The organism is Burkholderia sp. RF4-BP95 (assembly GCF_001521985.1).
GTDB classification, from domain to species: Bacteria; Pseudomonadota; Gammaproteobacteria; order Burkholderiales; family Burkholderiaceae; genus Burkholderia; species Burkholderia diffusa.
On sequence record NZ_LOSX01000011.1, the window covers coordinates 205,468 to 231,992 of the forward strand.

27 protein-coding genes and 1 pseudogene are annotated in these 26,525 nt (G+C 68.6%); 17 read left to right on the plus strand and 11 right to left on the minus strand.

The genetic code is table 11. The features are described 5' to 3' along the window. Positions 1-62: 62 nt before the first annotated feature. A complete protein-coding gene (gene ltaE / locus WS46_RS03500) occupies positions 63-1,076 on the plus strand; it encodes a low-specificity L-threonine aldolase (protein WP_059528702.1) in 1,014 nt (337 codons plus the stop codon). Positions 1,077-1,183: 107 nt separating this feature from the next. Here ltaE and WS46_RS03505 read toward each other — a convergent pair whose 3' ends face one another. Together WS46_RS03505 and WS46_RS03510 are read right to left on the minus strand one after the other, a co-directional pair. Then, positions 1,184-1,396, minus strand: a complete 213-nt coding sequence (locus tag WS46_RS03505) for a DUF1059 domain-containing protein (RefSeq protein WP_059528699.1) — start codon at positions 1,394-1,396, stop codon at positions 1,184-1,186. A 159-nt stretch (positions 1,397-1,555) separates the two neighbouring features. After that, positions 1,556-2,461, minus strand: coding sequence for an HTH-type transcriptional regulator ArgP (locus WS46_RS03510; protein ID WP_059689302.1), 906 nt, complete (start codon positions 2,459-2,461; stop codon positions 1,556-1,558). A gap of 222 nt (positions 2,462-2,683) precedes the next feature. On the opposite strand from WS46_RS03510, the gene WS46_RS03515 reads away from it, so the two are divergent. After that, complete coding sequence (locus WS46_RS03515) at positions 2,684-3,754, plus strand: MBL fold metallo-hydrolase (protein ID WP_059689303.1); 1,071 nt, start codon at positions 2,684-2,686, stop codon at positions 3,752-3,754. A 129-nt stretch (positions 3,755-3,883) separates the two neighbouring features. Then, positions 3,884-4,543 (plus strand): glutathione S-transferase family protein, encoded by a 660-nt coding sequence (locus WS46_RS03520; RefSeq protein ID WP_059689304.1) that lies wholly within the window; start codon positions 3,884-3,886, stop codon positions 4,541-4,543. A gap of 136 nt (positions 4,544-4,679) precedes the next feature. Here the strand turns inward: WS46_RS03520 and WS46_RS03525 are convergent, their stop codons facing one another. From WS46_RS03525 to WS46_RS03535, 3 genes are all read right to left on the minus strand, one after another. After that, on the minus strand, positions 4,680-5,375 hold the full coding sequence (locus WS46_RS03525) for a phosphatase PAP2 family protein (RefSeq protein ID WP_059689305.1): 696 nt from the start codon (positions 5,373-5,375) through the stop codon (positions 4,680-4,682). Between the two features lie 512 nt (positions 5,376-5,887). Next, positions 5,888-6,526: a 2-hydroxychromene-2-carboxylate isomerase gene (locus tag WS46_RS03530; RefSeq protein WP_059689306.1), complete on the minus strand. Its 639-nt coding sequence runs from the start codon at positions 6,524-6,526 to the stop codon at positions 5,888-5,890. A 133-nt stretch (positions 6,527-6,659) separates the two neighbouring features. After that, on the minus strand, positions 6,660-7,439 hold the full coding sequence (locus WS46_RS03535; RefSeq protein WP_059689307.1) for an IclR family transcriptional regulator: 780 nt from the start codon (positions 7,437-7,439) through the stop codon (positions 6,660-6,662). A gap of 213 nt (positions 7,440-7,652) precedes the next feature. Here WS46_RS03535 and WS46_RS03540 point away from each other — a divergent pair, with 213 nt between their 5' ends. The 4 genes from WS46_RS03540 (at position 7,653) to WS46_RS03555 (ending at position 12,442) form a co-directional block, all read left to right on the plus strand. Then, positions 7,653-8,639, plus strand: coding sequence for a hydroxymethylglutaryl-CoA lyase (locus WS46_RS03540; protein WP_059689308.1), 987 nt, complete (start codon positions 7,653-7,655; stop codon positions 8,637-8,639). Then, positions 8,636-9,931, plus strand: a complete 1,296-nt coding sequence (locus WS46_RS03545) for a CaiB/BaiF CoA-transferase family protein (protein WP_059689309.1) — start codon at positions 8,636-8,638, stop codon at positions 9,929-9,931. The genes WS46_RS03540 and WS46_RS03545 overlap by 4 nt, the downstream gene beginning before the upstream one ends. Positions 9,932-10,008: 77 nt before the next feature. Continuing rightward, positions 10,009-11,316, plus strand: coding sequence for an MFS transporter (locus tag WS46_RS03550; protein WP_059689310.1), 1,308 nt, complete (start codon positions 10,009-10,011; stop codon positions 11,314-11,316). A gap of 1 nt (position 11,317) precedes the next feature. After that, positions 11,318-12,442, plus strand: a complete 1,125-nt coding sequence (locus WS46_RS03555; protein WP_059689311.1) for an amidohydrolase — start codon at positions 11,318-11,320, stop codon at positions 12,440-12,442. Positions 12,443-12,466: 24 nt separating this feature from the next. Here the strand turns inward: WS46_RS03555 and WS46_RS03560 are convergent, their stop codons facing one another. The 3 genes from WS46_RS03560 to WS46_RS03570 all read right to left on the minus strand — a co-directional run bounded on the left by WS46_RS03560 (position 12,467) and on the right by WS46_RS03570 (position 13,889). Beyond that, positions 12,467-12,943, minus strand: coding sequence for an SRPBCC family protein (locus WS46_RS03560; RefSeq protein ID WP_059689312.1), 477 nt, complete (start codon positions 12,941-12,943; stop codon positions 12,467-12,469). Positions 12,944-13,063: 120 nt separating this feature from the next. After that, positions 13,064-13,549: an SRPBCC family protein gene (locus WS46_RS03565; RefSeq protein WP_059689313.1), complete on the minus strand. Its 486-nt coding sequence runs from the start codon at positions 13,547-13,549 to the stop codon at positions 13,064-13,066. Further along, positions 13,512-13,889: a helix-turn-helix transcriptional regulator gene (locus tag WS46_RS03570; protein ID WP_059689314.1), complete on the minus strand. Its 378-nt coding sequence runs from the start codon at positions 13,887-13,889 to the stop codon at positions 13,512-13,514. Before WS46_RS03570 ends, WS46_RS03565 begins: the two co-directional genes overlap by 38 nt. Before the next feature lie 196 nt (positions 13,890-14,085). On the opposite strand from WS46_RS03570, the gene WS46_RS03575 reads away from it, so the two are divergent. Continuing rightward, the gene (locus WS46_RS03575) at positions 14,086-14,616 is read left to right on the plus strand and encodes a GNAT family N-acetyltransferase (RefSeq protein WP_059528670.1); all 531 of its coding nucleotides are present in this window, start codon (positions 14,086-14,088) and stop codon (positions 14,614-14,616) included. 171 nt (positions 14,617-14,787) lie between these two features. After that, positions 14,788-15,366 (plus strand): hypothetical protein, encoded by a 579-nt coding sequence (locus tag WS46_RS03580; protein ID WP_059689315.1) that lies wholly within the window; start codon positions 14,788-14,790, stop codon positions 15,364-15,366. Positions 15,367-15,500: 134 nt separating this feature from the next. Here WS46_RS03580 and fabV read toward each other — a convergent pair whose 3' ends face one another. Next, positions 15,501-16,703, minus strand: a complete 1,203-nt coding sequence (gene fabV, locus WS46_RS03585; RefSeq protein ID WP_059689316.1) for an enoyl-ACP reductase FabV — start codon at positions 16,701-16,703, stop codon at positions 15,501-15,503. Between the two features lie 205 nt (positions 16,704-16,908). Between fabV and WS46_RS03590 the strand changes: the two genes are divergently transcribed. The 6 genes and pseudogenes from WS46_RS03590 (at position 16,909) to WS46_RS03615 (ending at position 22,443) form a co-directional block, all read left to right on the plus strand. Further along, positions 16,909-17,442 (plus strand): GbsR/MarR family transcriptional regulator, encoded by a 534-nt coding sequence (locus WS46_RS03590; RefSeq protein WP_047902276.1) that lies wholly within the window; start codon positions 16,909-16,911, stop codon positions 17,440-17,442. Between the two features lie 143 nt (positions 17,443-17,585). Further along, complete coding sequence (locus WS46_RS03595; protein ID WP_059689317.1) at positions 17,586-18,845, plus strand: SDR family oxidoreductase; 1,260 nt, start codon at positions 17,586-17,588, stop codon at positions 18,843-18,845. Beyond that, positions 18,842-19,312 (plus strand): DUF2269 domain-containing protein, encoded by a 471-nt coding sequence (locus WS46_RS03600; RefSeq protein ID WP_059528664.1) that lies wholly within the window; start codon positions 18,842-18,844, stop codon positions 19,310-19,312. The genes WS46_RS03595 and WS46_RS03600 overlap by 4 nt, the downstream gene beginning before the upstream one ends. A 71-nt stretch (positions 19,313-19,383) precedes the next feature. Further along, positions 19,384-20,251: pseudogene (locus WS46_RS33370) on the plus strand (thiol-disulfide oxidoreductase DCC family protein). Then, positions 20,248-21,747: a TIGR01777 family oxidoreductase gene (locus WS46_RS03610; protein ID WP_059689361.1), complete on the plus strand. Its 1,500-nt coding sequence runs from the start codon at positions 20,248-20,250 to the stop codon at positions 21,745-21,747. Before WS46_RS33370 ends, WS46_RS03610 begins: the two are co-directional and overlap by 4 nt. A gap of 72 nt (positions 21,748-21,819) precedes the next feature. After that, complete coding sequence (locus WS46_RS03615; RefSeq protein ID WP_059528655.1) at positions 21,820-22,443, plus strand: glutathione S-transferase family protein; 624 nt, start codon at positions 21,820-21,822, stop codon at positions 22,441-22,443. A gap of 66 nt (positions 22,444-22,509) precedes the next feature. Here the strand turns inward: WS46_RS03615 and WS46_RS03620 are convergent, their stop codons facing one another. Both WS46_RS03620 and WS46_RS03625 read right to left on the minus strand, forming a co-directional pair. Beyond that, positions 22,510-23,913 carry a serine hydrolase gene (locus WS46_RS03620; RefSeq protein ID WP_059689319.1) on the minus strand — a complete coding sequence of 468 codons (1,404 nt, stop codon included), beginning with the start codon at positions 23,911-23,913 and terminating at the stop codon, positions 22,510-22,512. 193 nt (positions 23,914-24,106) lie between these two features. After that, positions 24,107-25,273, minus strand: coding sequence for a hypothetical protein (locus WS46_RS03625; protein ID WP_179949118.1), 1,167 nt, complete (start codon positions 25,271-25,273; stop codon positions 24,107-24,109). Positions 25,274-25,560: 287 nt separating this feature from the next. On the opposite strand from WS46_RS03625, the gene WS46_RS03630 reads away from it, so the two are divergent. Both WS46_RS03630 and WS46_RS35925 read left to right on the plus strand, forming a co-directional pair. Continuing rightward, positions 25,561-25,980 (plus strand): HIT family protein, encoded by a 420-nt coding sequence (locus WS46_RS03630; RefSeq protein WP_059689320.1) that lies wholly within the window; start codon positions 25,561-25,563, stop codon positions 25,978-25,980. Between the two features lie 261 nt (positions 25,981-26,241). Continuing rightward, positions 26,242-26,406 (plus strand): hypothetical protein, encoded by a 165-nt coding sequence (locus WS46_RS35925; RefSeq protein ID WP_175908542.1) that lies wholly within the window; start codon positions 26,242-26,244, stop codon positions 26,404-26,406. Positions 26,407-26,525 lie beyond the last annotated feature (119 nt).

Below are 26,525 nucleotides of genomic sequence, written 5' to 3' on the forward strand. Positions count from 1 at the left end.
GAGTCTCGTTTCGGCAGGGCCGGGCGCATCGGTTCCGGTCCGCATTCACTCAGGGCACGAAGATGATCGATTTGCGCAGCGATACCGTGACACGTCCGAGCCAGGCGATGCTGGCCGCGATGACTGCCGCCGAAGTCGGCGACGACGTTTGGGGCGACGACCCGACCGTGCTGCGCCTGCAGGCGGTGACGGCCGAGCGGGCCGGCAAGGAAGCCGGCCTGTTCTTCCCGAGCGGCACGCAGAGCAATCTGGCCGCGCTGATGGCCCATTGCGAACGCGGCGACGAATACATCGTCGGGCAGCTCGCGCACACGTACAAGTACGAAGGTGGCGGTGCGGCCGTGCTCGGCAGCATCCAGCCGCAGCCGATCGAGAACGCGCCCGACGGCACGCTGCCGCTCGCGAAGATCGCCGCGGCGATCAAGCCGCTCGACAATCACTTCGCCCGCACGCGCCTGCTCGCGCTCGAAAACACGATCGGCGGCCAGGTGTTGCCGGACGGCTATGTCCAGGAAGCCGTCGCGCTCGCGCGCGCCCGCGGGCTGGCCACGCACCTCGACGGCGCGCGCGTGTGCAATGCGGCCGTTGCGTCCGGCCGTCCGATCGCGGAACTGTGTGCGCCGTTCGATACCGTGTCGATCTGCTTCTCGAAAGGGCTCGGCGCGCCGGTCGGTTCGGTGCTGGTCGGCAATCGCGCGCTGGTCGAGCGCGCGCAGCGCTGGCGCAAGGTGCTGGGCGGCGGGATGCGCCAGTCGGGCATTCTCGCGGCGGCTTGTCTCTATGCGCTCGACCACAACGTCGAACGGCTGGCCGACGATCACGCGAACGCCGCGCATCTCGCCGCGGGCCTCGCGCGCATCGAGCCGGTGAAGGTGCTGTCGCATGCGACGAACATGGTGTTCGCGCAATTCCCCGAAGCCGATTGCGCGCCGCTCGAGGCGTGGCTCAAGGAACGCGGAATCCTCACGCAGATGCTGTACGCGTCGCGCTTCGTCACGCATTGCGACGTGTCGCGCGCGGACATCGATACCTTCATCGACGCGGTCGGCGCGTATTTCGCACAGCGGCGCGCGTAAGGCGGAATGCGCCGGCCGGCGGAGGCGCCCGCGCGGCGCGAAGCGGGAGTGGGGCGGCGACGTGGCGGTAGTGCCGCCCGTCTGCCGATATCCGGCGTGCGGGCGGATTACGCTTGCCGGGGCATGTCGGCGGGCGGCGTGCCGTCGCGGAACAGCGCTTTCAGCTGCGTGCGGAGTTCGGCGCTGTCGGTGTGCTGGTGCACCGAGACCGCATGCTGCACGGCGGCCTCCAGTAGCTCGTTGTCGGAGTCGGCGGAAATCGCGATCGAGCAGTGCATCGCGCTGGGAAACTCGCGGCAGTCGATATAGCGGCGGGACATGATGTTCTCCTCACGGGACAGGGAACGGCCGGATGTGCTGGATCGACCGCGCGGCGCGTTCGCGAGGCCGATGAAAAAAGTATAGGCGGCGCGGCGCGGTTGCTCGCCGTCACGCGTACCGCACCGCGTGCCGCGCCGGCGACGTCGGTCGCCCGCGGGTCACGGCAGCGGCGCGAGCAGCCGGCGCGCCGCTTCGACCACCCGCGCGGACAGCGACGCCATCGTCGGCGACTGCACGGTCCATGCGTGCCAGTACAGCGCGATATCGGTCGGATGCATGGGCGCGAGATCGACGAGCCCCTGCGCGTCGAGCGGCGCGCTCCCGATCAGCGGCTCCGGCACCATCGCGTAGCCGAGCCCGTGTCGCACCGCCGCGAAATGCGCGTGCGTGCCCGGCACGTAATGGCACGGATACGCGCCTTGGGGCAACCCGAATTTCTCCTTCAGGAACGTGGACTGCAGCGTGTCGCGCCGCGAATATGCGACGACGGGCGCATGGCGCGCGCTCGTGCGGTTCAGCCCGCGTGGAAACCAGCGCACCGCGAACGCGGCGGCCGCGAGCAGGCGGTAGCGCATCGTGCCGAGCGGCGTCGCGACGCAGCCGCGCATCGGTTTCGGCTCGGTCGTCACGCAACCGACGGCCATCCCGCTTTCGAGCAACGCGAACGTGTGATCCTGGTCTTCGACGATCAGCTCGAACAGGATGCGCTCGCCCGCGAGCACCGACGTCAGGGCGGGCAGGAACCAGGTGCCGAGGCTGTCGGAGTTCAGCGCGATCGTGACGGAGATCGGCGATTCGCGTTCGGCCGCGAGCGTGCTTTGCAGGTCGGCCTGCAGCAGCGCGACGCGGCGCAGGTGCTGCAGCACGCGCTGTCCGGCCACCGTCGGCCGGCACGGTCGCGCGCGCAGCACGAGCGGCGTGCCGAGGCTCGCCTCCAGCGCGCGCACGCGCTGCGTGACGGCGGACGCGGTCACGTGCAGGCGCACGGCGGCCTGCTCGAAGCTGCCGGTGTCGGCGACGGCCAGCAGCGCGGCGGCCTGCTTCGGATCGATCGTCATCGACATGTCGGCGCAATTCCTGTGAACGTAAGACGAGAACAGGCGGTAGTGTAAGGCAGCGCGCGCGACGCTCCGGGCGCGGCATGACGTCTCGCCGCCGGTGGCGCGCGTGTTTTGAACTACGCTGTATGAACGTGCGCCCCGCGCGCCGGCGATACACGCGGGGCGGGTTGTCCGACCCGCACCCTCCATCCAACCGACACGCCCAGCCGACGGAGCGACTTCGCCATGATCTTCCGGCAACTCTTCGACCCGCAATCGTCGACCTACACGTACCTGCTCGCCGACCGCGCATCGGGCGAGGCGCTGCTGATCGATCCCGTGTTCGAGCAGGTGCGCCGCGATGCGGCGCTGCTCGACGAGCTCGGACTGCGGCTCGTCGCCACCATCGATACGCACGTGCACGCCGATCACGTGACGGGGGCGTGGCTGCTGAAGCAGCGCACCGGCAGCGCGATCGCGATTTCGGCCGCGAGCGGCGCGCAGGGCGCCGACCGCTACCTGAACGACGGCGATCGCTGCGCATTCGGCACGCGCTACCTGACCGTGCGCGCGACGCCGGGCCATACGAGCGGCTGCATCAGCCTCGTGCTCGACGACGAATCGATGGCGTTCACCGGCGACTGCCTGCTGATTCGCGGCACCGGCCGCACCGATTTCCAGCAGGGCGACCCGCGCGCGCTGTATCGCGCGGTCCACGGTCGCCTTTTCACGCTGCCGGCCGCATGCCTGCTGTACCCCGCGCACGACTATCGCGGGTTGACGGTGACGAGCGTCGGCGAGGAGCGGCGCTTCAATCCGCGCCTCGGCGGCGATCTCAGCGAGGACGATTTCGCGGGCTACATGCGCAATCTCGGGCTCGCGCATCCGCGCCAGATCGACGTCGCGGTGCCCGCAAACCTTCAATGCGGCGTTGCCGCGAACGCGCCCGACGTGCAGGCGGCGCCCGACTGGGCGCCGCTCGTCTATACGTTCGCCGGGTTCTGGGAAATCGATCCGCAGTGGCTCGAGGATCACCTGTCGGCGGTACAGGTGGTCGACGTGCGCGAGCCGGACGAATTCACCGGCCCGCTCGGCCATCTGCCCGGCGCGACGCCGATTCCGCTCGGCGAACTGGCCGCGCGCATCGGCGAGCTTGCGCGCGACCGGCCGATCGTGACCGTGTGCCGCGCGGGCGGCCGCTCCGCGCAGGCGACCGTGATTCTGCTGAAAGCCGGTTTCGATGCCGTCGCGAACCTCGGCGGCGGGATGCTGCGCTGGCGCGGCGAAGGCCGCGTCGTGATGGACGGCCGGTCGTAGCGGCGCGGTGCGCGCGGAGCAAAAAAATCGATCGGTCCGATGTCGAATCGGCCTGTCGCCGTTCGTCGTCAAGGTATCCGACCACGTGGCGCCGCATGACGCGGCGCCGAAACCCTGAGAGACCTCGCGATGATGCCGACGCTATACGCCCATCCCTTTTCCTCCTATTGCCAGAAGGCGCTGACCGCGCTGTACGAGAACGGCACGCCGTTCGCGTACCGCGTGCTCGCACACGACGATCCGAAGCCGATGCAGGAACTGGCCGCACTGTGGCCGCTGAAGCGCTTTCCGGTGCTCGTCGACGCGGGCCGCACCGTGATCGAGGCGACGATCATCGTCGAGTATCTCGATCTCTATCATCCGGGGCCCGTGCGGCTGGTGCCCGAGGACCGGCGCGCGGCGCTGGAAGTGAGGACGATGGATCGTTTCTTCGACAACTATGTGTCGACGCCGCAGCAGAAGGTCGTGTTCGATGCGCTGCGGCCGGCGCACGAGCGCGATGCGCGGGGCGTCGCCGATGCGCGCGCGATGCTCGAAACGTCGTACGCATGGCTGGATCGAACGATGGCCGATCGCGAATGGGCGGCCGGCGACCGCTTCAGCCTCGCCGACTGCGGCGCGGCGCCGTTCCTGTTCTATGCGGACTGGACGCACCGGATCGACCCGTCGTTCGCGAACGTGATCGCGTATCGCAAGCGGCTGCTTGCGCGGCCGTCGTTTGCGCGTGCGGTCGACGAGGCGCGGCCGTATCGTGCGTTCTTCCCGCTCGGCGCGCCCGATCGCGACTGACGAGCGCGGCCGCGGTTGCCGGCGCGGCGACGACCTGACCGGCGGCGCGCGCGGGGCGCGATGCCGCCGCGCAGGGCCGGCAGCGCGTGCCCGGGCGTCGTGACGACAGCAGCGGATGCATCGCGGCGCCGTCCCGTTACATCGTCGTGTGCTTGACCGACTGCGCGAGCGTCAGCAGTTCGTCGAACTGCGTGATCAGCTCGAAGCACAGCAGGAACGCGAGCGTATAGGCCGGCGCGGGGAAGCGCCGGATCGCCTCCAGCACCTGCGGCGCGAAGCGCGATCGGATTGCATCGCGCGTCAGCAGCCACGCGATCGCGATGCCGATCGCGGCGCCGGCGATCAGGTCGGTCGGATAGTGATAGCCGAGATACGCGCGCGGCACGCAGATGAACACGACCGCGTACAGCAGCGCGAGCACGCCGGCGCGACGCGCGATGATGAAGATGCCGGTCGCGATCGCCATCCACAGCATCGCGTGATCGCTCGGAAACGAACTCCATGCCTGCAGCGTGGCCGCACGCAGTTCCTCGGACGGGAAGTGCAGATGCAGATCGGGGTTGTAGATCGGCCGCACGCGGAACGGCAGGACTTTCGCGAGCAGCCGGCCGAACGCGAGCGCGACGAGCCCGCTCGCGACCGTCGCGATGACCAGTTCGCGTTGCCGTTCGCGTTCCGGTCCCGGCTGGAACCACAGCCAGCACAGCACGGGGATGAGGATGAAGCCCTTGAACGTATAGAGGCCGGCGATCACGCGGATCGCGTGGTTCATCAGCGGTCCGAACGAGATGTGGGTGAGGAAGACCTGGATCGTGGTGTCGAAATTATTCATGTTCTGCGACCCCGGCGGACACGCAGCACATGACACGCGACCGGCGGGAATCAGGAAGCGCGCTCGCACCGGAGCGCAATGGGGGGCAAGTATGTCACCGGTAATTTCGAAGAAAATGGGAAAAAATACCGGGATTCCTCTGAGAAAACGCGATTTTCCGATGGGGCCGGATTGGAAGCGACCGTGCGGCGCGGTCATGTCGAATCATCTGACGGTTGCGCGCGCGTCCGCTGCGCATCGTCGAAAATAATCCGTTGAACTGGACAATTCGGCGGGCCATCGCGGATCTTGCATCGGATGACCGAATGCGCATCGCGTCTCGCGCGGATCTGCCGTGCCGTGCCGCGCCGGGCCGCGCAGCACCGAACGAAAATAAAAATAAAAAGAAAAAGTGGGCAGGCCGTGTGGGCCTGCCCGCTTCGCATTTGCCAACCGCGCTTGCGCCAGGTGCTGCTCGCGGACTTCGTCGCGATGACGCGAAGCCGTGCCGCTGCGCGTCGTCGTGCGTGCCGTCAGCCGCGCCGGATGCCTTCCGGCAGCGCGCTGATGCGGCGCACTTCGGGCGAGTCGAGCCACGCGCGGGACGTCGCGCAGTCGACGAACATGTCGGTCGCATCGTCGCCCCAGAACAGGTCGCCGTCGAGCTCGAAGGTCGGCACGCCGAACACGCCGTGCGCGATCGCCTGATCGGTGTTCGCGCGCAACGCGTCCTTCACCGGTTGGGCTTCGACGGCCGTCACGCCTTCCGGAAAGCCGACCGCCTCGCACAGCGCGGCGAAGCCGTCCGGCGTCGACACGTCCTGGCCGTCGCGCCAGATATGCCGGAAGATTCGCCGGATCGCATCGGGCGTGTTGCCCATAGCGATCGCGAGACGCAGCGGCCGAATCGGGTTGAACGGATGCGCGGGCGGCATCCGGAACGGAATGCCGAGCTTGTCGGCGCGGTATTGCGCGTGGCGATAGGTGAAGATGCGCTTCGCGGCGATCTCGGCCGGCGCTTTCTGGCCCCAGTGCGTGAGCAGCGCGCCGAGCACGATCGGTTTCGGCTCGTATGCGGCGGCAGGCGGCAATTCGTCGAACCGTTCCTGTTGCAGATACGCGAACGGCGAAACGAAATCGAAATACCAGGTGGCGGTGCTCGCGGTGTTCATCGTGGGGTTCCCTTGCGTGTCCGGACGGCGGTTGCATGTGCGGCGCCGACGGGCAGCGTGCCGCATGCGTCGACGGCCAGTGTCGCATGCGGCCGCCTTTTGCGCTGCCTCATCGCCGCATGCGCGCGGCCGGCTATGGCTGGGCGGGGCTGTCCGGTATCGCGAATCGGGCGAGACTGTCGCGCACGGCTTGCGCATCGTAGCGCGCGCCCGCGCCACCGAGCGCGACGGTCGCCTTCTGCGCGAGCGGCAACAGCATCGCGAGCGCCGCGGCCATCGCCGGTGCGGCGGCCAGCCGCGATATCGGGCCGGACACCGTCAGCGCGCCGACGCAGTCGCCGGCCGCGCCGAACACCGGCACGGAGGCCGACGCGGTTTCCGGGTCGCGCTCGCCGTACGACGCAGCCCACAACTGTTCGCGCACGTCGTTCCAGCGCGGATCGTGCGGCTCGGTGAACGCGAGCAGCACCTTCCCCGACGCCCCCTGGTGAACCGGAAACTCTTCGCCGACCCGGATCGACACGCGCACCGTGCGCGTGGGTTCGACGCGATAGAGCACCGAGCGCATGTCGCCATGGCGCACGTAGAACGATGCCGTCTCGCCGAGTTCGCGGCTCAGCGTCTCGAGCAACGGTTCGACGACCGGGCCGACCCGGAAAGAGCGCTGATACAGCGCGGCAAGCCGCAACGGCTCGTGTCCGACCGCGTACTGGCCGTCGTCGAGCTTGCGCACGAAGCCGCCGTGTTCCAGCGCGGCGAGCAGGCGCAGGATCGTGCTCTTGTACAGCCCGGTGCGGCGCGACAGTTCCGCGAGCGACAGCCGGTCGTCGGTTTGCCCGAAAGCGTGGAGGATCGCGAACGCGCGATCCAGGACGGCGACGCCGCTGGAGGCTTCGGCCGACGCGTCGGGCATGTCGTCGGTGTGATCTGCGGAAGTCGAGGTCGGGGGCACGGCGCGTGGTTCCTTTGGGTAACGGTCGATCGACTATATCGTTCTGCCTGACAGAACTCAAGTTCCAAAAAATCGCGATTTCACGGGTATACCCCGCTTACAGCCGATGCGACGCGCCTCTAAAGTTCCGTCTAACAGAACGATGTTCTTTCAGATAGAACTATGAGGTGTCGAATGAGCGTTGCCGGGTATTCGAAGGTGCTGGTCAGCGAGGTCGGGCCGCGAGACGGCCTGCAGAGCATCAAGGCCGTGATGCAGACGGCCGACAAGTTGCGCTGGATCACCGCGCTCGCCGCGGCCGGTCTGCGCGAGATCGAGGTCGGGTCGTTCGTGCCCGCGCGGCTGTTGCCGCAGATGGCCGACGTGCAGGCGGTCGTCGCGCATGCGCTGACGATTCCGGGGCTGCACGTCGCCGCGCTCGCGCCGAACCTGCGCGGCGCCGAAAGCGCGTTCGAGGCGGGGATCCACAAGTTGACGCTGCCGGTATCGGTGACCGAAGCGCACTCGCTGGCGAACATCCGCAAGACGCGGGCGCAGATGATCGACGAGGTGCGCGCGATCGTCGCGTTGCGCGATGCGCGGTTTCCGTCGGTGCAGATCGAGGCCGGCGTGTCGGTCGCGTTCGGTTGCACGATCGCCGGCGTGGTCTCCGACGACGAGACGATCGCGATGGCGGCCGCGATGGCCGAATGCGGGGTCGACGAGATCGGTCTGTCCGATACGAGCGGCTACGCGAATCCGGCGCAGGTGCGCCGGCTGTTCGTGCGCTTGCAGCGCGAAGTCGGCGACAAGGCCGGCGGCGCGCACTTCCACAACACGCGCGGGCAGGGGCTCGCCAACGTCGTCGCGGCGCTCGACGCCGGCGTGACGACGATCGACGCGAGCCAGGGCGGTCTTGGCGGCTGCCCGTATGCGCCGGGCGCGACCGGCAACATCGTCACCGAGGATCTCGTGTTCCTGCTGGAGTCGATGGGCGTCGACACGGGCGTCGACGCCGACGCGCTGCTCGCCGCGCGCGCGATCCTGCACGCGGCGCTGCCCGGGGAGCCGCTGTATGGCCACGTGCCGGATGCGGGGCTGCCGAAGGGGTTCCGATACGCGGACGGCCGTGCGCCGGCGGCGGCCCAGCCGGAAGGCTGCGTGACGGGAGTTGCGCAATGAACGATCGCCAACCGGCTTCGCCGCTGCCGTACGAAGGCGTGCGCGTGATCGAGATGACGCACATGGTGATGGGCCCGACCTGCGGCATGCTGCTCGCGGATCTCGGCGCGGAAGTCATCAAGATCGAGCCGATCGCGGGCGACAGCACGCGTGCGCTGCGCGGTTCCGGCGCGGGCTTCTTCGGGATGTTCAACCGCAACAAGAAGAGTCTCGCGGTCGACGTGAAGGATCCGCGCGGTCTGGAGATCGTGCGGCGGCTCGTCGCGACGGCGGACGTCTTCAGCGAGAACTTCAAGAGCGGCACGATGGATCGGCTCGGTCTCGGTTATCCGGCGCTGTCGTCGCTGAATCCGCGCGTGGTGTACGTGTCGCACAAGGGCTTCCTGCCGGGGCCGTACGAACATCGCACCGCGCTCGACGAAGTCGTGCAGATGATGGGCGGTCTCGCCTACATGACGGGCCCCGAAGGCCGGCCGTTGCGCGCGGGCTCGAGCGTGAACGACATCATGGGCGGGATGTTCGGCGCGATCGGCGCGATGGCCGCGCTCGCGCAGCGCGAACGCACCGGCCGCGGCCAGCAGGTGCAGAGCGCGCTGTTCGAGAACAACGTGTTTCTCGTCGCGCAGCACATGATGCAGTTCGCGGTGACGGGGCAGGCCGCGTCGCCGATGCCGAGTCGCATTTCCGCGTGGGCCGTCTACGACGTGTTTGCCGTCAAGGACAACGAACAAATTTTTCTTGCGGTGGTGTCCGACACGCAGTGGGCGCTGTTCTGCGACGCGTTCGGTTTCGCCGCGCTGAAGGACGACGCGCGCCTCGCGACCAACAACCTGCGCGTGCAGGCGCGCGAGTGGCTGCTGCCCGAACTGCGTGCGCGGCTCGCCGTGCATTCGGCTGAGGAGATCGGCGCGATCTTCGAGTCGATCGGCCTGCCGTATGCGCCCATCACGAAGCCGCAGGACCTGTTCGACGATCCTCACCTGCTCGCGACGGGCGGGCTCGACGCCGTGACGCTGCCGGCCGACGCGAGCAGCGCCGGCCGGCCGGTCGACACGCATACCGCGCTGCTGCCGCTCACGCTCGCGGGCGAGCGCTTGCGGCTGCGCTCGGCGCCACCCGCGCTCGGTCAGGACACCTGCGTACTGCTCGGCGAGCTTGGCTATACGCCGGACGAGGCACGGGCGCTGATCGAAGCCGGCGTCGTCGCCGGGCGGCACGCGCAGGGCGCGGACGGCCAACCGCCGGGTGTGCCGGCCGACACGCCTTCGCCGAACGAAGTGGCGAGCGCGTAGCGCCGCCGCGACCCAACGAACGACGCATCCCGCCCGCGATCGCACGGGCGCGGAGTGCCGCATCCACGGAGACAACCATGACATCCGCTTCCCCGGCGCTGGACGCCGATCACGAAACCGACGCGTCGATCGAGCAACGGGCCGTGCGCAAGGCCGCATGGCGCTTCATTCCGCTGCTCGCGCTCGCGTACTTCTTCAACTACCTGGACCGCACGAGCGTCGGGTTCGCCGCGCTGACGATGAACCGCGATCTCGGCCTGACCGCGACGCAGTTCGGCTGGGGCGCGGGGATCATGTTCGCGGGCTATTGCGCGTTCGAAGTGCCGAGCAATCTCGCGCTGTACCGCTTCGGTGCGCGGCGCTGGCTCGCGCGCATCATGATCACGTGGGGCCTGATGGCGGCGGCGACCGCGCTCGCGACGGGGCCGACGAGTTTCTATGCGATCCGGCTGCTGCTCGGCATCGGCGAGGCCGGGTTCTTTCCGGGCGTGATCTTCTTCCTCGCGGTGTGGTTTCCGGCGAGTTACCGCACGCGCGTGCTTGCCTGGTTCACCGTGTCGACACCGCTGTCGTCGCTGATCGGCGGCCCGCTGTCGACCTGGCTGCTGCAGCTCGACGGTGTGCTGGGCCTCGCGGGCTGGAAGTGGATGTTCATCGTCGAAGGGCTGCCCGCGTGCGCGCTCGGCTTTCTCGTCCTGAAGCTGCTGTCGGATTCCCCGGCCACGGCCGCGTGGCTGTCGGACGACGAGCGTGCCGCGCTGCAGCGCGCGTTCGAGCGCGACGGCGCCGCCGCCGGCCGCAAGAAGCGCTTCGGCGTCGCGCTGCGCGACGTGCGCGTCTACGTGCTCGCGCTGATCTCGTTCGGCTTCACGATGGGCTCGTACGGCATCGGCATCTGGCTGCCGCAAATGCTGAAGGCGCACGGGATGTCCACGATGCAGACCGGCTGGCTGTCCGCGGTGCCGTACTTCTTCGCGACGATCGCGTTGCTGTGGTGGGCGAAGCGGGTGGACCGGCGCGGCGGCCCGGTCGCGAACCTGGCGATCGGATTGTTCATCGGCGCGGTGGCGCTCGGCGTGTCGACCCATTTCCTGACGCTCGGGCCCGCGCTCGTCGGCATCACGCTCGCGCTGATCGGCACCATTGCCGGACGCACGATCTTCTATACGCTGCCTTCGCGCTTCCTGTCCGGCCAGGCCGCGGCCGGCGGGCTGGCGCTGATCAATTCGATCGGCGCGCTCGGCGGATTCGCGGGCCCGTATCTCGTCGGCTACCTGAAGGACAGCTTCGGCACCTTCACGGCCGGGATGCTCGGCCTTGCGATCGTCCTCGCGATCACGACGCTGCTCACGCTGTCGCTGTATGCATTCGACCGGAGCGAATGACATGACGATTTCGATCAAACGACGCCGGTTGCTCGGTGCGGCCGCCGCATCGCTCACGCTGCCCGGGTGCGTCAATACGCGCGCGCCGGCCCAACACGGACCTTCCCGCATGACGACCCAAGGCAACTATCTCGCGGTGCGCAACGACTGGCTCGCATCCGCGCTCGAACCCGCGCTCGATCCGGATCTGCCGATCGTCGATGCGCACCATCACTTCTACGAGCGGCCGGGCTGGATCTACATGCTCGACGACTATCTGCAGGATGCGCGATCCGGCCACAACGTCCAGGCATCCGTCTACATGCAGGCGCTGACGCGCTATCGCGACGCGGGGCCGGCCGAACTGAAGCCGGTCGGCGAGACGGCTTATGTCGCCGGCGTGACGGCGCCGCTGCAACGGAGCGGTCCGGCCGTCGCGAAAGGCATCGTCGGGCATGCCGACCTGCGGCTCGGCGAGCGCGTGCGCGACGTGCTCGAAGCGCATGTCGACGCCGGTCGCGGACGCTTTCGCGGCATTCGACACCTGACGACCTGGGATGCCGATCCGTCGCTCGCCAATCCGTTGTCGGCGGTGCCGCGCGGGCTGTTGCTCGATCCCGCGTACCGCGCCGGCGTCGCGCAGCTCGCGCCGCTCGGACTGTCGTACGACGCGTGGCTGTTCTTTCCTCAATTGCCCGAGCTGTTCGATCTGGCGAAGGCGAACCCCGACACGCGGATCGTCGTCAATCACTGCGGCGGCGTCGTGCGGATCGCGAGCTATGCGGACCAGCGGCCGGAAGTGTTCAAGCGATGGTCTGCGTCGATGCGCGAACTGGCGCGGCTGCCGAACGTATTCGTGAAGATCGGCGGCCTCGGCATGCGGATCAACGGCTTCGAGTTCGAGAAGGGCGCGCGGCCGCCGTCGTCCGAGCAGCTCGCCGACGCATGGAAGCCGTGGATGCTCACGTGCATCGAGGCGTTCGGCGCCGAGCGGTGCATGTTCGAGAGCAATTTCCCGGTCGACAAGGGCTCGTATTCGTACGTGAACGGCTGGAACGCGTTCAAGCGGCTGACCGCGCATGCGAGCCCGAGCGAGCGCGATGCGCTGTTCCGCGGGACCGTCACGCACGCGTACCGGCTCGGCTGACGCGTACTGCGTCGTCGCCCCGCCTTAGCCCTTCTCGACCAGCGCGGCCAGCCGGGCGAGCGCCATTTGCCAGCCGGCCTCGTTGTCGGCGGCCGGCACGCCGGGCGGCACACCGTCGTGCACCGCATCGACGCGTGTGCCGCCTGCTTCGTCGGACAGCGTGATCGTGACCGTCATTGCGCCGCGCAGCATCGGATCGTCGGTTTCGAACACGTCGATTTCGACGATCTGCTGGTCCGGCACGAGCGTCACGAAGCGGCCGTGATAGGTGTCGGTGTGCGCGGTGGTCTTGCCGGTGCCGTCCGACGGTTCGTCGTAGCTCAGCGACACGCGCAGCGCGCCGCCTTCGCGCGTGTCGTATGCGTGCACGCGGCACGTCATGCCGTCGGGCACCTTCCATTGTTCGACGGCGTGCGGATCGAGCAGCGCGCGATAGACGCGCCCGCGCGGCGCGTTCAGGTGCCGGCTGACCCGGGTCGAATGCGTGTGCATGTGCAGCATGTGGCCTCCCGCGGAACGCGCACGACGGTGCACGCCGGATGCCGGCGTGTCGTCATGCTTCCTTCAGGAATCCTAGGCGCGCGCGCGGCCGCTTGCAATGGCCCGCGCATGCGGCCGCATTCAGCGCAACGCGGCCGCGAATTCGTCGAGCTGCGTGATGCAGATGTTCCAGCCCTCGAAAAAGCCGAGGGCCTCGTGGCGCTCGCGCGTCGCGGCATCAGGATGCATCACGCGCGCCTCGTAGCGGCAGCCGGCGGGGTCGTCGGCCATCGTGATGACGGCCGTGAAGCCCAGCCACGGCACCTGCGGCCGCCAGCCGCCCGTGAGCATCGACGTGAATGCGATTCGCGCTTCCGGCACGATTTCGAGGAAGCAGCCGGGGTTGTCGCTCGTGCCGCCGTCGGGGCCGCGCATGAACGTGTGGAAGGCGCCGCCCGGGCGCAGGTCGAACGCGCGCACTTCGGTGGTCCACGGTTTCGGGCACCACCATTCCTTCAGCAATTCCGGGTCGGTCCATGCGCGCCAGAGTGCCTGGCGCGGCGCGCGCAGCGTGCGCGTGATGACGAGGTCATGGGTTTCGGCGGGGTCGACGTGGCTGGTTGACATGCGCTTGCTCCTCCTGGTGACGGCGTTCGACGAATTCCACGAGGCGATCGGAGCGCGCTTCCCACTGCGCGCGCTGCGCGGCAAGCCACTGTTCGGCTTCCGCCAGCCGGCTGCCGACCAGCTCGCAGGTGCGCGAGCGGCCGGTTTTCCGGGTCGTGACGAGGCCGCTGCGCTCGAGCACCGCGAGATGCTTCATGAACGACGGCAGCGCCATGCCGAACGGCGCGGCCAGTTCCGAAACGGTTCGCCCGCCATTGCCGAGCGCGCCGACGATCGCGCAGCGTGTCGGATCGGCGAGGGCGTGGAATACGTCGCTGATACCGGGTTGAAAGTTAGCCATGTGGCTAAGCATAGGCGATGCAGCGGGATTTTTCATCGCGTAGCATGATGGGGCGGGAACACGCGCCGATCGGGCTGGACGCCGTGTTGCCCGACCCCGGCCGCCGTTGCGCATGCATCCACCGCACGCCGGCATTCCATTCGATCCGGGCGCACGCCGACCGAACGCGTGCCCCACCTGACATACCGGAGAGGGTATGACCGAACCCGTGACCGTGCGCCGCCTCGATGCGGGCGAAGCGCATGCGTGCATCGACGCGCTGGCCGATGTGCTGATCGATTGCGTCGAGGGTGGCGCGTCCGTCAGCTTCATGTTGCCGATCGAGCGCTCGACCGCCGTGGCGTTCTGGACGCGCGTCGCCGACGGCGTCGCGAGCGGCGAGCGCATCCTGCTGGTGGCCGAGGACGCCGCCGGCCGGATCGTCGGCACCGTCCAGGTCGTGACCGCGCAGCCGGAGAACCAGCCGCATCGCGCGGACATCGCGAAGATGCTCGTGTCCCGTCATGCACGCCGGCAGGGGATCGCGGCGCGGCTGATGACGGCTGCCGACGAAGCCGCGCGCGATGCCGGCAAGACCGTGCTCGTGCTCGACACGGTGACGGGCGGCGATGCCGAGCGTCTGTACGAGCGGGCCGGCTGGCAGCGCGTCGGCGTCGTGCCGAACTTCGCGCTGATGCCCGACGGCGCATTGTGCGCGACGACGTATTTTCACAAGCAGCTCGCGTAACCGGGCTGGATGCGTGCGCAATCCGGTTCGCGATCGGCGCGCCTTGCGGCGGAGCGGGGCCACGGGCAGGACGCCGGGCGGACACGAAAATCCGGCCGGCGACGGCGCCGCTCCGATATATTCGTGCTGGAACACGCCACGACCATGCCAACGGAAGGAATCACTGCCTCGATGAAACGCTCCCATGTCGCCTTCGCCCTTACGGGCCTGCTGGTCGCGGTGCCGATTGCCGCCTACGCGCTCGTCAAGCCGCTGCGCGTCGTCGCGCCCGCGCTGCTTCCCGGCGTGTCGTGCCCCAGCGCGGACATCTGCACGGACGATGCCGCGACGTTCGGCGCAGCGCAGCAGCTCTATCGCGACGGTTACGCGCGCGCGGCGGCGGCCGTGGGCCCGTTTCGCGAGGCCCCGCGCGTCGTGTTCTGCTCGACGCGCGAGTGTGCCGACAAGTTCGGTCTCGGCGAACGCGCGGCTCTGACGCTGGGGGATTTCGGCGTGGTCGTCGCGCCGCGCGGCTGGCAGACCTACTTTCTCGCGCACGAACTGATTCATCACCGTCAGGCCGAAGTGCTCGGCAACCTCGCGGTCGCGACCAAGCCGCGCTGGCTGATCGAGGGGATGGCGTACGCGCTCAGCGACGATCCGCGTCATCCGCTGACGGAGCCGTTCGAGTCGTGGCGCGCGCGTTTCGGCGCGTGGCATGCGGCGCTGGGCGGACAGCCGATGTGGGATGCCGCAAGGGCGGTGGAATAGCGCGGGACGCGCGCGCACGGCGGCGAGCGCGAACCGCGTTGTCGGCGGATGAGGCCAGACGGGGCGACGCCGTTCGTGCTTCGCCCCTGGAGAGTCAGCCCGCCGCCACGCGTCGTGCGCGGCGGGCCCGGTCGTCAGACCGTGGTGTCGATGATGCCCGGGATCTGCACGTCCGGGTTCACGTCCGCGTCGTAGTCGACGCCGGCGATCTCGAAGCCGAACAGGCGCAGGAACTCGGTCTTGTAGCCGGCGAAGTCGGTCATCTCGTACAGATTCTCGTTCGTCACCTTGTCCCACATGGCGACGACCTTGGCCTGCACTTGCGGATCGAGCTCCTTGTAGTCCGCGCGCAGGCGGCCTTCGTCGTCGATGTGCGGCGTCGCGCCGTACATGCTGTCCTTCAGGAGCCCGTACACCTGCTCGATGCAGCCTTCGTGCGTGCCCTTTTCCTTCATCACCTTGAACAGCAGCGACAGGTAGAGCGGCATCATCGGGATCGCCGAGCTCGCCTGCGTGACGACGGCCTTCAGCACCGACACGCGGGCATCGCCGCCGTGCGCGGCCAGCTTGTCGCGGATCGACAGCACCTTCTTGTCGAGATCCTTCTTCGCTTCGCCGATCGAGCCGTTCCAGTAAATGTCGTGCGTGATCTGCTCGCCGAGATACGTGAACGCGGTCGTCTTCGCGCCGTCGGCCAGCACGCCGGCTTCAGCGAGCGCGTCGATCCACATCTGCCAGTCCTCGCCGCCCATCACGGCGACGGTGCCGTCGATCTCTTCCTGCGTCGCCGGCTCGAGCGAGACTTCGCGGATCACTTCCTTGTCGGTGTCGAGGCCGCGGAACGTGACCGACTTGCCGACCGGCTTCAGCGTCGAGCTGATCGTTTCGCCCGTCTTCGGATGCGTGCGGCGCGGTGCCGCGAGGCTGTAGACGACCAGATCGACCTTGCCGAGATCCTGCTTGATGGTGTCGATCGTGATCTGCTTGACCTTGTCGGAGAATGCGTCGCCGTTGATGCTGCGCGCATAGAGCCCCTTTTCCGCGGCGAATTTCTCGAACGCGGCGCTGTTGTACCAGCCGGCGGTGCCCGGCTTCGTTTCGCTGCCGGCGCGCTCGAAGAACACGCCCAGCGTGTCCGCGCCCGAGCCGAACGCGGCCGAGATCCGGGCGGCGAGGCCGTAGCCCGTCGACGCGCCGATCACGAGCACCTTCTTCGGGCCGTTGGCGATCGGGCCGTGCGAAGTCACGTAGTCGATCTGTTCCTTGACGTTGGCTTCGCAGCCGACCGGATGTGTCGTCACGCAGATGAAGCCACGCACGCGCGGTTTGATGATCATGAAAACCTCTAGTCAGAAAGGCGCGGACGGCCTGAAATCGGAAAAATCCCGCGCATTGTAATGGAAGCGGGCGGTCAGGGCGGGAAAGGCGGGCGGCGGCGGCATTCGCGGTGGCCCGGGGTCGGATCATCGAGGGCGGCGATTGACGTCGCCGCCAGTTATTTCTCTCTTGACAGAAATAACTGAAAAAACTAAATTTCCGGACATGGAACTCACACCGATTGCCGAACGATTCATTCTCCACTGGGGCGAAATGGGCTCGCGGTGGGGCGTCAACCGCACCGTCTCGCAGATTCATGCGCTGCTGTACCTGGCCGGAAGGCCGGTCGCGGCCGACGAGATCGCCGAGACGCTCAACGTCGCGCGCTCCAACGTCAGCACGAGCCTGAAGGAACTGCAGGCGTGGCGGCTCGCGAAGGTCGTGCACGTGCTGGGCGATCGCCGCGACCACTTCGAGACGTCGACCGACATCTGGGAACTGTTCAAGCTGATCGTCGAAGGGCGGCGGCAGCGCGAGATCGAACCGACGCTCACGGTGCTGCGCGATTGCCTGACGAGCCCCGAGATCGCCAACGAGAGCCGCGAAACCGAACAGCGCATTCGCGACACGCTGCAGTTCGTCGAGACGCTCACGACCTGGTCGGACGAGATGCTGCGGCTCAAGCCCGACACGCTGATGAAGGCGCTCGGGATCGGCGCGAAGATCAGCCAGACGGTCAGGCGCAAGTCGTCGAAGTAGGCGGCACCGGACATGCGGGCACGCAGCCCGCTTTTTTTGGAATCTGTATTTCTGTCATTACAGAAATAACTGTATATAGAGGATGAAACAATGAACGAAATCGTGCTGTCGATCCGCTGGCATCGAGCATCGCGGAGCGCGACATGAACATCCTCGTCTGCGGCGCGAACGGCTTCATCGGGCGGGCGCTGGGCGCGCGGCTCGAGGCCGGCGGCCATCGCGTGCTGCGCGGCGTGCGGCATGCCGTCGGCCCGCGCGACGTCGCGATCGACTTCGCGAAGGATGTCGATGCCGACGCGTGGCTCGCCCGGCTGGATGGCGTCGACGTGGTAATCAATGCGGTCGGGATCCTCGCCGACCGGCGTGACGAGACGTTCGACACCGTGCATCGCGCGGCGCCCTGCGCGCTCTTCACCGCATGCTGCCGTGCCCGCGTGCGACGCGTGATTCAGATCTCGGCGCTGGGCGTCGAGCGCGGCGACACGCCGTATTTCGCCAGCAAGTGCGCGGCCGACACCTTCCTGCAGACGCTGCCGCTCGATTACCGGATCGTGCGTCCGGCGCTCGTCTACGGCACCGCCGGCACGTCCGCCCGGTTCTTCCGGATGCTCGCGAGCCTGCCCGTGCACGTGTTACCTGCGGGCGGCCATCAGCGGCTGCGCCCCGTGCACGTCGACGATCTCGCTGAACTTGTTGCGCGGCTCGTCGATGCGCCGGCGGCCGGCGGCTCGGTCATCGACGCGGTCGGCGGCGACGAAGTCGAGTATCGCGAGATGCTGGGCGTCTATCGCGCCGCGCTGGGCTTCCCGCCGGCGGCGCGCGTGACGCTGCCGGGCCCGCTGGTCGGCGCGGCGGCCGCGCTGCTCGGCACGATGCCGGGCGCGATGCTGACCCGCGACACGTGGACGATGCTGCGCGGCGGCAACACCGGCGATCCCGCCGCGCTCGCGGCCGTGCTCGGCCGGCCGCCGCGCGGCCTGCGGGATTTCATCGGCGCGAACGCGAGCGCGGCCGCGCTGCGCGGCGATGCGCTCGCGATGTGGCGGCGGCCGCTGCTGCTCGGCGCGCTCGCGATCGTCTGGATCTGGACGGCCATCGTCAGCGCGTTCATCCATCCGCGGCACGACAGCCTCGCGATGCTCGCCCGTGTCCACCTGAACGGACTGCCCGCGCTGATCGCGCTCTACGGCGCATGCGCGCTGGACTTCGCGTTCGGCGTGGCGACCGTCGCCGCGCCGTCCCGCCGTCTGTGGGCCGCGCAAGGCGCGTTGATCGTCGCGTATTCGGCCGTCATCGCGGTCACGATGCCCGGGCTGCTCGCCGAGCCGTTCGGCCCCGTGCTGAAGAACGTGCCGATTCTCGCGATCCTGTTGATCCTTTTTTCAGAAGAAGAACACGCATGAACATCTATCTCGTGATCAAGACGCTGCATATCCTGTCCTCGGTGCTGATGGTCGGCACGGGTTTCGGCACCGCGTTCTACCTGTTCTTCGCGAACCGCACGCGCTCGGTGCCGGCGATCGCCGCCGTGTCGCGCCTCGTGGTGCGCGCGGACTGGTGGTTCACGACGCCGGCCGTGCTGTTCCAGCCCGCGTCCGGGCTGTGGCTCGCGCACACGGCCGGCTGGCCGTTGACGACGCCGTGGCTCATGGCGTCGATCGTGCTGTATGCGGTCGCGGGCGCGTGCTGGCTGCCGGTCGTGTGGCTGCAGATCGAGCTGGCCGCGATGGCGAAGCTCGCGCATGCGAATGGCGATGCCGAGCTGCCGGCACGCTACTGGCGTTATGCGAAGCGCTGGGAGTTGCTTGGCTATCCGGCGTTCTTCGCGATGTTGAGCGTGTATTTCCTGATGGTGGTCAAGCCGATGTAAGCGCGCTGCCGGCGCACGGGAAAGCAGTCGATCGATTCATGATGCACGCATAAACAAAAGGAGTGCGAATCATGGACTCAAGTGAACTGGTGCTGTACTTCGACGGGCGATGTCCGTTATGTGTCGCGGCGATACAGCGTCTTCGGGCCCGCGACGTGCGACAGCAGCTGGCTTTCGTCGATATCGCCGGGCCGGGCTTCGATCTCGCTCCGCTGGGCGTCGACCTGCCCGCGCTGAATCGGGAGCTGCACGTGCGCCTGCCGGACGGACGCATGCTGACCGGTGTGGACGGCATCCTGGCCGCCCATGCGCTGACCGGGCGAAGCCGGCTCGTCCGGCTGCTTCGCGTGCCGGTCGTGCGCACTGCGCTGGCGCTGCTGTATCGCCGCGTCGCGCGCAACCGGCTTGCCGTCTCGCGCTGGCTCGGCTATCGCGCCGAAGCACCGTGCGACGGGGTGGCGTGCGGTATCGACCGAGCCGCCGAATCCGCAGCGGATCGTCCCGCACGTGATGACGTGCGCCGCATCGTGTTGGCCTGGATGTACGGCGCGGCGATCGCACATCTGCTCGTCGGCATTGCCGTTCCGTGGGTAGCCGGCACGCCATGGTTCGACGCGTATCACAGCGTCATCGAGCGGCATTTCTGGGCGGGAATGGCGCCCGAACCGGCGCGCGCGCAGCAGATCTGGTGGATGGCGCTGATCGGTGCGACGGTGCAATGCGCGTCGGTCTGGATGCTGGCGCTCGTCCACCTCGGCAACCGGCTGCGCCGGCGGGAAGTGTGGGGGGGGGCTGCTGGCCGGCCTGTTGATCTGGGCGCCGCAGGACATGCTGTTTTCATTGCAGGCACATGTATGGGGCCACGTCGCGATCGACGCGGCGGCACTCGTCGCGATGGCGCCGCCACTCGTCTGGCTCTGGAGGAGGGACAGCGTATGAACACCTTGCCCGCTTTCGATTGGGCGCTCATCCTGTTGATCGTGCAGGGCGCGATGGGCGCATTCGATACGCTCTATCACCACGAGCTCACGCAGGATCTGCCGCACCGCCCGCGCGCGCGGCTCGAGCTGGCGATTCACGCGGTGCGCTCCGTACTTTACGGTCTCGTGTTCGCGTCGATCGCGAACGTGGCCTTTCACGGGGCCTGGGTCGCGGCCATCGCGGCGGTGGTGGTCGTCGAGGTGGTGCTGACGTTGTGGGATTTCGTCGTCGAGGATCGGAGCCGCAAGCTGCCGGCGACCGAGCGCGTGCTGCACACGCTGCTGGCCGTCAACGGCGGTGCGCTGTTCGGGATGGTCGCGATACAGCTGGCCGCCTGGGCGCACGAGCCGACCGCGCTGCAGGCGCTCGATCTCGGCTGGCGCGGCGGGTTGCTGAGCTTGTTTGCCGTCGGCGTGACGGTATCGGGAATCCGCGACGGGATCGCGGCCTGCCGGATCGCGCGACGCGCGCCGGCCGCCAATCCGTTCGCGGGGCACCCGCCGGGGAACGTGCTCGTCACCGGCGGGACCGGCTTCATCGGCGAAACCCTCGTGAACGGGCTGCTCGATGCAGGGCATACGGTCACGTTGCTGGCACGTGATCCGTTGCGCGCGGCCTACCAGTTTCACGGCCGCGTGCGCAGCGTGACGTCCGTCGATCAGTTGCAGCCGCATGAGCGTTTCGACACGATCATCAATCTCGCGGGGGCGCCGGTGCTCGGCGCGCGCTGGAGCAAACGCCGGCAGGCATTGCTGCTCGCCAGCCGGGTTGGCGTCACGGAATCGCTGATGCGCTGGGTCGAGACCGCCGAGGTCAAGCCGCGCACGTGGATCCAGGCGTCGGCGATCGGCTACTACGGCGTGCGTCCTTCCGACGAGCCGCTCGACGAGAGCAGCAGCGCCGGCACCGGCTTCATGTCCGAGCTGTGCCGGCAGTGGGAGCAGTCCGCGCAGGCGCTCGAGCGTCACGGCGTTCGCTCGGTGGTGCTGCGGCTGGGCCTCGTGTTCGGCCCCGGCGGCGCGTTGCGCGCGATGCTGCTGCCGCATTACTTCGGGGTGGGCGGGCGATTCGGCGACGGCACGCAGGTAATGAGCTGGATCCACCGGGACGACGTGCTGCGAATCATCGCGCGCGCGATGGGGAATTCGGGCATGCGCGGCGTCTACAACGCGGTCGCACCCGCGCCGTTGACCCAGCGTGAGTTCGTGCGGGTCGTGTCGAAGGTGCTGCACCGCCCGGCGTGGCTGCACGTGCCGGCCGCGCCGCTGCGCATCGCGATGGGAGAGATGGCCGCGCTGCTGCTGGACGGGCAACGGGTGATGTCGGCGCGGCTGCATCAGGACGGATTCGTGTTCCGGTTCCCGACGGCCGAGCATGCGCTGCGTGACCTGACGAATCGGCCGCACGCGGATTTTCCGCGTACGGCATGTCGTTTGCCGGGTGGTCGTGTATAAACTCGACGGGAGCGCGTTCGGGCCGTTTCGCGCGTTCCGAACGCTTCGCATTCGACCTCACAAGGAGCCTGCATGCTGCACATCCTCGGCAAGATCCCGTCCATCAACGTCCGCAAGGTGCTGTGGCTGTGCACCGAACTCAACCTGCCGTTCGAACAGGAAGACTGGGGCGCGGGCTTTCGCACGACCAACGATCCGACCTACCTTGCGCTGAATCCGAACGGCCTCGTGCCGGTGATCAAGGACGACGACTTCGTGCTGTGGGAGTCGAACACGATCATCCGCTATCTCGCGAACCGCTATGGCGGCGACGCGCTCTATCCGGCCGAGCCGCGGGCGCGCGCGCGGGTCGATCAGTGGATCGACTGGCAGGGCACGGACCTGAATCGTTCGTGGGTCGGCGCGTTCCTCGGCCTCGTGCGCAAGTCGCCCGATCACCAGGACCCGGCGGCGATCGCGCAGTCGATCGCGGGCTGGACGAAGCACATGCAGATCCTGAACGCGCAGCTCGAAGCGACCGGCGCGTTCGTGGCCGGCGACCACTTCACGCTCGCCGACATTCCGATCGGCCTGTCGGTGAACCGCTGGTTCGGCACGCCGTTCGAGCACCCGGATTTCCCGGCGGTGAAGCGCTACATCGAGCGTCTGGCGACGCGCGAGGGCTTCAAGCAGTATGCGGGCAGCGCGAACCCGTAACGCATTGCATGTCGCGCGCGATGCGGCGGCTTGACCGCCGCCGCATCGCTGTCTCCCCGCGGCACGTCACGTGCCGGACGCCGGTACGGCCTCGAGCACGCACGCAAGAAACGCCTCGTGATTCCACGCGGATTCCGGCCGCGACAAGCCGAGTCGCACGACCACCAGCTCGCGGCTCGGCACCACGCTCACGAACTGGCCTTCATGGCCGACCGCATGAAACGCATCGGCGGGCAGCGGGCGCGCGTGCGGATCGCGATCGTTGAACGGCTCTGGCACCTTGACCCACAGATGCGCGCCGAATTCTCCGCGCGTCGACAGCGGCGTCGCGCGCGTCAGGTAGCGCACCCAGCCTTCCGGCAGCCGCCGCTGCCCGTCCCATACCCCGTCCTGCAGCAGAAGCTGCCCGAAGCGCGCCCAGTCGCGCGCGCTCGCATACATGAACGACGCGCTGCCGAGCGTGCCGGCCGCATCGGGCTCGAACACCGCGCTGCGCATCCCGAGCGGCGCGAACAGCGCGCGGCGCGGAAACGCGAGGTAGTCGCTTTCGGTGCCGCCCATCGCCTCGCGCATCACGCGCGCGACGATCGCGCTCGTGCCGCTCGAGTAGTACCACTGCGTGCCGGGCTGCGCGGCGAGCGGCTTGGCCGACGCGAAGCGCGCGGTGTCCGGCTGCGTGAACAGCATCACGGCGACGTCGGACAGCGGGTCGTCGTAGTCCTCGTTGAATTGCAGGCCGCTCGTCATCCGCAGCAGCTCGTCGAACGTGATCGCCGCGCGCGGGTCGCCGCCGTCGCGCCATTCGGGCAGCAGCGCCGACGCGTCCGGCGACAGCTCGTGCTGCGCGACGAGCATGCCGGCCAGCGCGGCCGTCACGGTCTTCGTCATCGACCAGCCGGGTAGCGGCGTATCGGCGGTGAAGCCGGGCGCATAGCGTTCGGCGACGATCTGGCCGCGCCACATCACGACGACCGCGCGGGTGCGCCGCGGCCGCGCCGGATCGGGTTCGTCGAACGCGCGGTCGAGCGCGGTCTGCAGCTTGCGAGCGTCGATGCCGACGGGCGGTGCGGCCGGCGCCGCCGCCTGCGCGGGCGGCGGATCGGGGACGGGCGGCAGCGCGGCCGGCAGCACGCCGGGCGACGGCCCGAGCGCGAGCGTGCAGCCGAGCCCGGGGCGAAAGTCCGCCTCGCGTTGCGCGAACCCGGCGAACGTTGCGACGGCGCGATGATGCTCCGGATCGATCGACGGGCGCACCAGTTTCAGCAGCGGGTGCACGCCGGCCATGATGTCGACGTCGATCACCGACGCGGCCGGACGGCCCGACACGAACACGCCGGAACACAGCGCCTTCGCGGCATAACCCGTCGCGATCGGGGCCAGCCGCGACAGCATGTAGCCGGTGTAGCCGGCCGCGGCGACGAGCGCGACGGCGACGCCGCGCAGGATCAGCGATTTGAAGGGGATCGTCATGCGCGAGCGTCCTCGGTGGCGTGCCGGCCGGCAACGATCCGGCAGTGTCGCAGGTTCGGGCGAGCGGTGGCAATCGCGGGGGTGGCGACGCCGGGCGGCGTCGATCAGGCGGCATGGTGCCCGGCGTGTGCGAATCGCATGTGTCGATCGCGCAGGGGCGAACGGGCCGCAGTCGGCCCGTCCACGCGGTGCGTCATTGCGCGTTGTCGTTGTCCGAACGCAGTGTCCAGATCGTCGCGGTATTCGTGTTGTCGTCGACGGCCGCGAATTCCGGCTGGCCCTTGCTGCCGTGCCCGAACGCGAGGCCGAAGGCCGCTCCCGGCACGGTGTCGACCTGCATCTGCGCGACGAAGTGTCCGGTCACCGTGAATTCGACGATCTCGCTCGGTTGCAGCGGGTCGGGGTTGACCGCGTCGCCGTTGGCGGTCACGAGATGGCCGTTCGGCGCGAGCGCCAGTGCGAGCGGGCCGTGCAGGTGCGCCGCGTCGAAGTAGATCATCCGTCCGACGCCGGCGTTGCGATTCGTCGACGCGGCGTTCTGGATCGCGAACACCGCGTTGTCGCCGGTGGACGCGACGTACAGCACGTCGATGTTCGGGTCGTACGCGAGGCCGGTTGGGCCGACCACGAGCGCGTTGGGATCGGTCCGGTTCACGTAGCCCGACGCGATGATCCGCGAGCCCGGCAGCATCCTGACGCCGTTGTTGTCGATCGCCAGTTCGATCCGCGCGACGGTCCCGTTCAGCACGTTCGACACGAACGCGGTCACGCGCTGGCCGCGGTCGATCACGGTCATGTCCCACGGCCCGTCGAGCAGCGTGCTGCTCGACAGTTGCGTGACGAGATTGCCTTGCGGACCGATGACGAGCAGCGAGCCCGGAGGCACGACGGTTTTGCCGTCCGGCGCGGGGACGTTGCCGACCAGCACAAAGCCGCTGCGCAGCACCGCGAGCGCGGTCGTCAGGCCGAGATTGCTGCCCTGGAAGAACGTGGTCGGCGTCTTGCCGGGCGACAGCTTCACGACCGTCGTGCCGGTGCCTTGCGCGTTCGACGCCGCGTTGAAGTTGGACACGACGACGTCGCCCGGTTTGAGCGTGCTCCAGCTCGGCACGCCGCGCGGCACGAAGGCGATGCCGTACGGATTGACGTCGCCGTTGGCGGGCACGGTCGACGCGGTGACCGACGAGACCGGCAGGATGACGTCGGTGCCGCCGGCCCACGCGAACGCCGACGACAACGCGACGAGCCCGGCGCCGCAAGCCGCGCGGCATAGCGTGCGCGCCATCGTGCGACGGGCGTGGGCGAGGAGCGGCGGGTGAATGGCGAGGGCGGGCGAACGACAGGAGGGGAGAGGGTCCATGGCATGACTCCGGTTGGTGATCGCGAGCAGTCATCCCGGCTGCCGGTCTGCGCAGCTGGCGGATGTCCGGTGCGGATCCGCAGTCTTGCCGTGCGAATCCGCACTCGGAATAAACGAACGGCGACGGCCGGATATTCCATCCGGCGAGCGACATGACGTGCGAGCCGGCGTGCATTGTTCACCGCGATCGCGACACGGCCTGACAAGTTGAAATCCGACCCGCCGTCGGCCGATAATCGTCCGGCATCGTTCCCAGTCAAACCGCAATCGCCAAATCGGAAAACGCCATGTCCTACGACAACAACAACCCGTTCGCCCGGATCCTGCGCGGCGAACTGCCGTGCGTGAAGGTCGCCGAAGACGACGCCACGCTCGCGATCATGGATCTCATGCCGCAGGCCGACGGTCACGTGCTCGTGATCCCGAAGGAGCCGGCCGCGCAGATCTTCGAGCTGTCCGGCGACGCGGCGGCGGCCGGCATCCGCATGACGCAGCGCGTCGCGGCGGCCGTGCGCGCGGCGCTCGGGCCGGACGGCGTGTTCATCGGTCAGTTCAACGGCGCGGCGGCGGGCCAGACGGTCCCGCACGTGCATTTCCACGTGATTCCGCGCTGGGAAGGCGTCGACCTGCGGATGCACGCGCGCGACATCGCCGACGCGGCCACGCTCGAATCGCTCGCCGAGCGCATCCGCGCGCATTTCGTGTAACGCCTGTACGGCTCGTGATTCGGGCGGCGCCAGCGGGCGCGCGCGGCGACGCCGTTCGCGCCTGTTTCAGCGGTCACACCACGTAACACGTGTAACCGCTCGCGAAACTCGTCCTGGCGGCGCCGGCGCTAGACTCCGCGCATTCGCATTGCCGCATCGAGCGACAGGAAGGGCTGGTCGCCTCTTCGTGCCGGCCGTCACGGGTTGCGACGGCGCGGCTTTCGCGCGATGCGACGTGTCCTCTTCGCCGGGAATCGAGCCATGTACAAAGTTCTCATCACGTTTGCGCTGATCGGCGGCCTGTCCGGCTGCTATGTCGCGCCGCCTTACGGCTACGCGCCCGCGCCGGTCTATTACGGCTATGCGCCGGCCTATTACGCACCGCCCGTCAGCGTCGGGATCGGCGGCAACTTCCGCATTCGCTGACCGGGCGGCGGTCGCGGGCACAGCCCGCGCGCCGATCGAGCGCGTCGTTCGACGCGCCGCCGCTTCTCGCAGGGAAAACGCGCGCGCCGCATGACGGCGCGCGTGCGCATCGCCCGCCC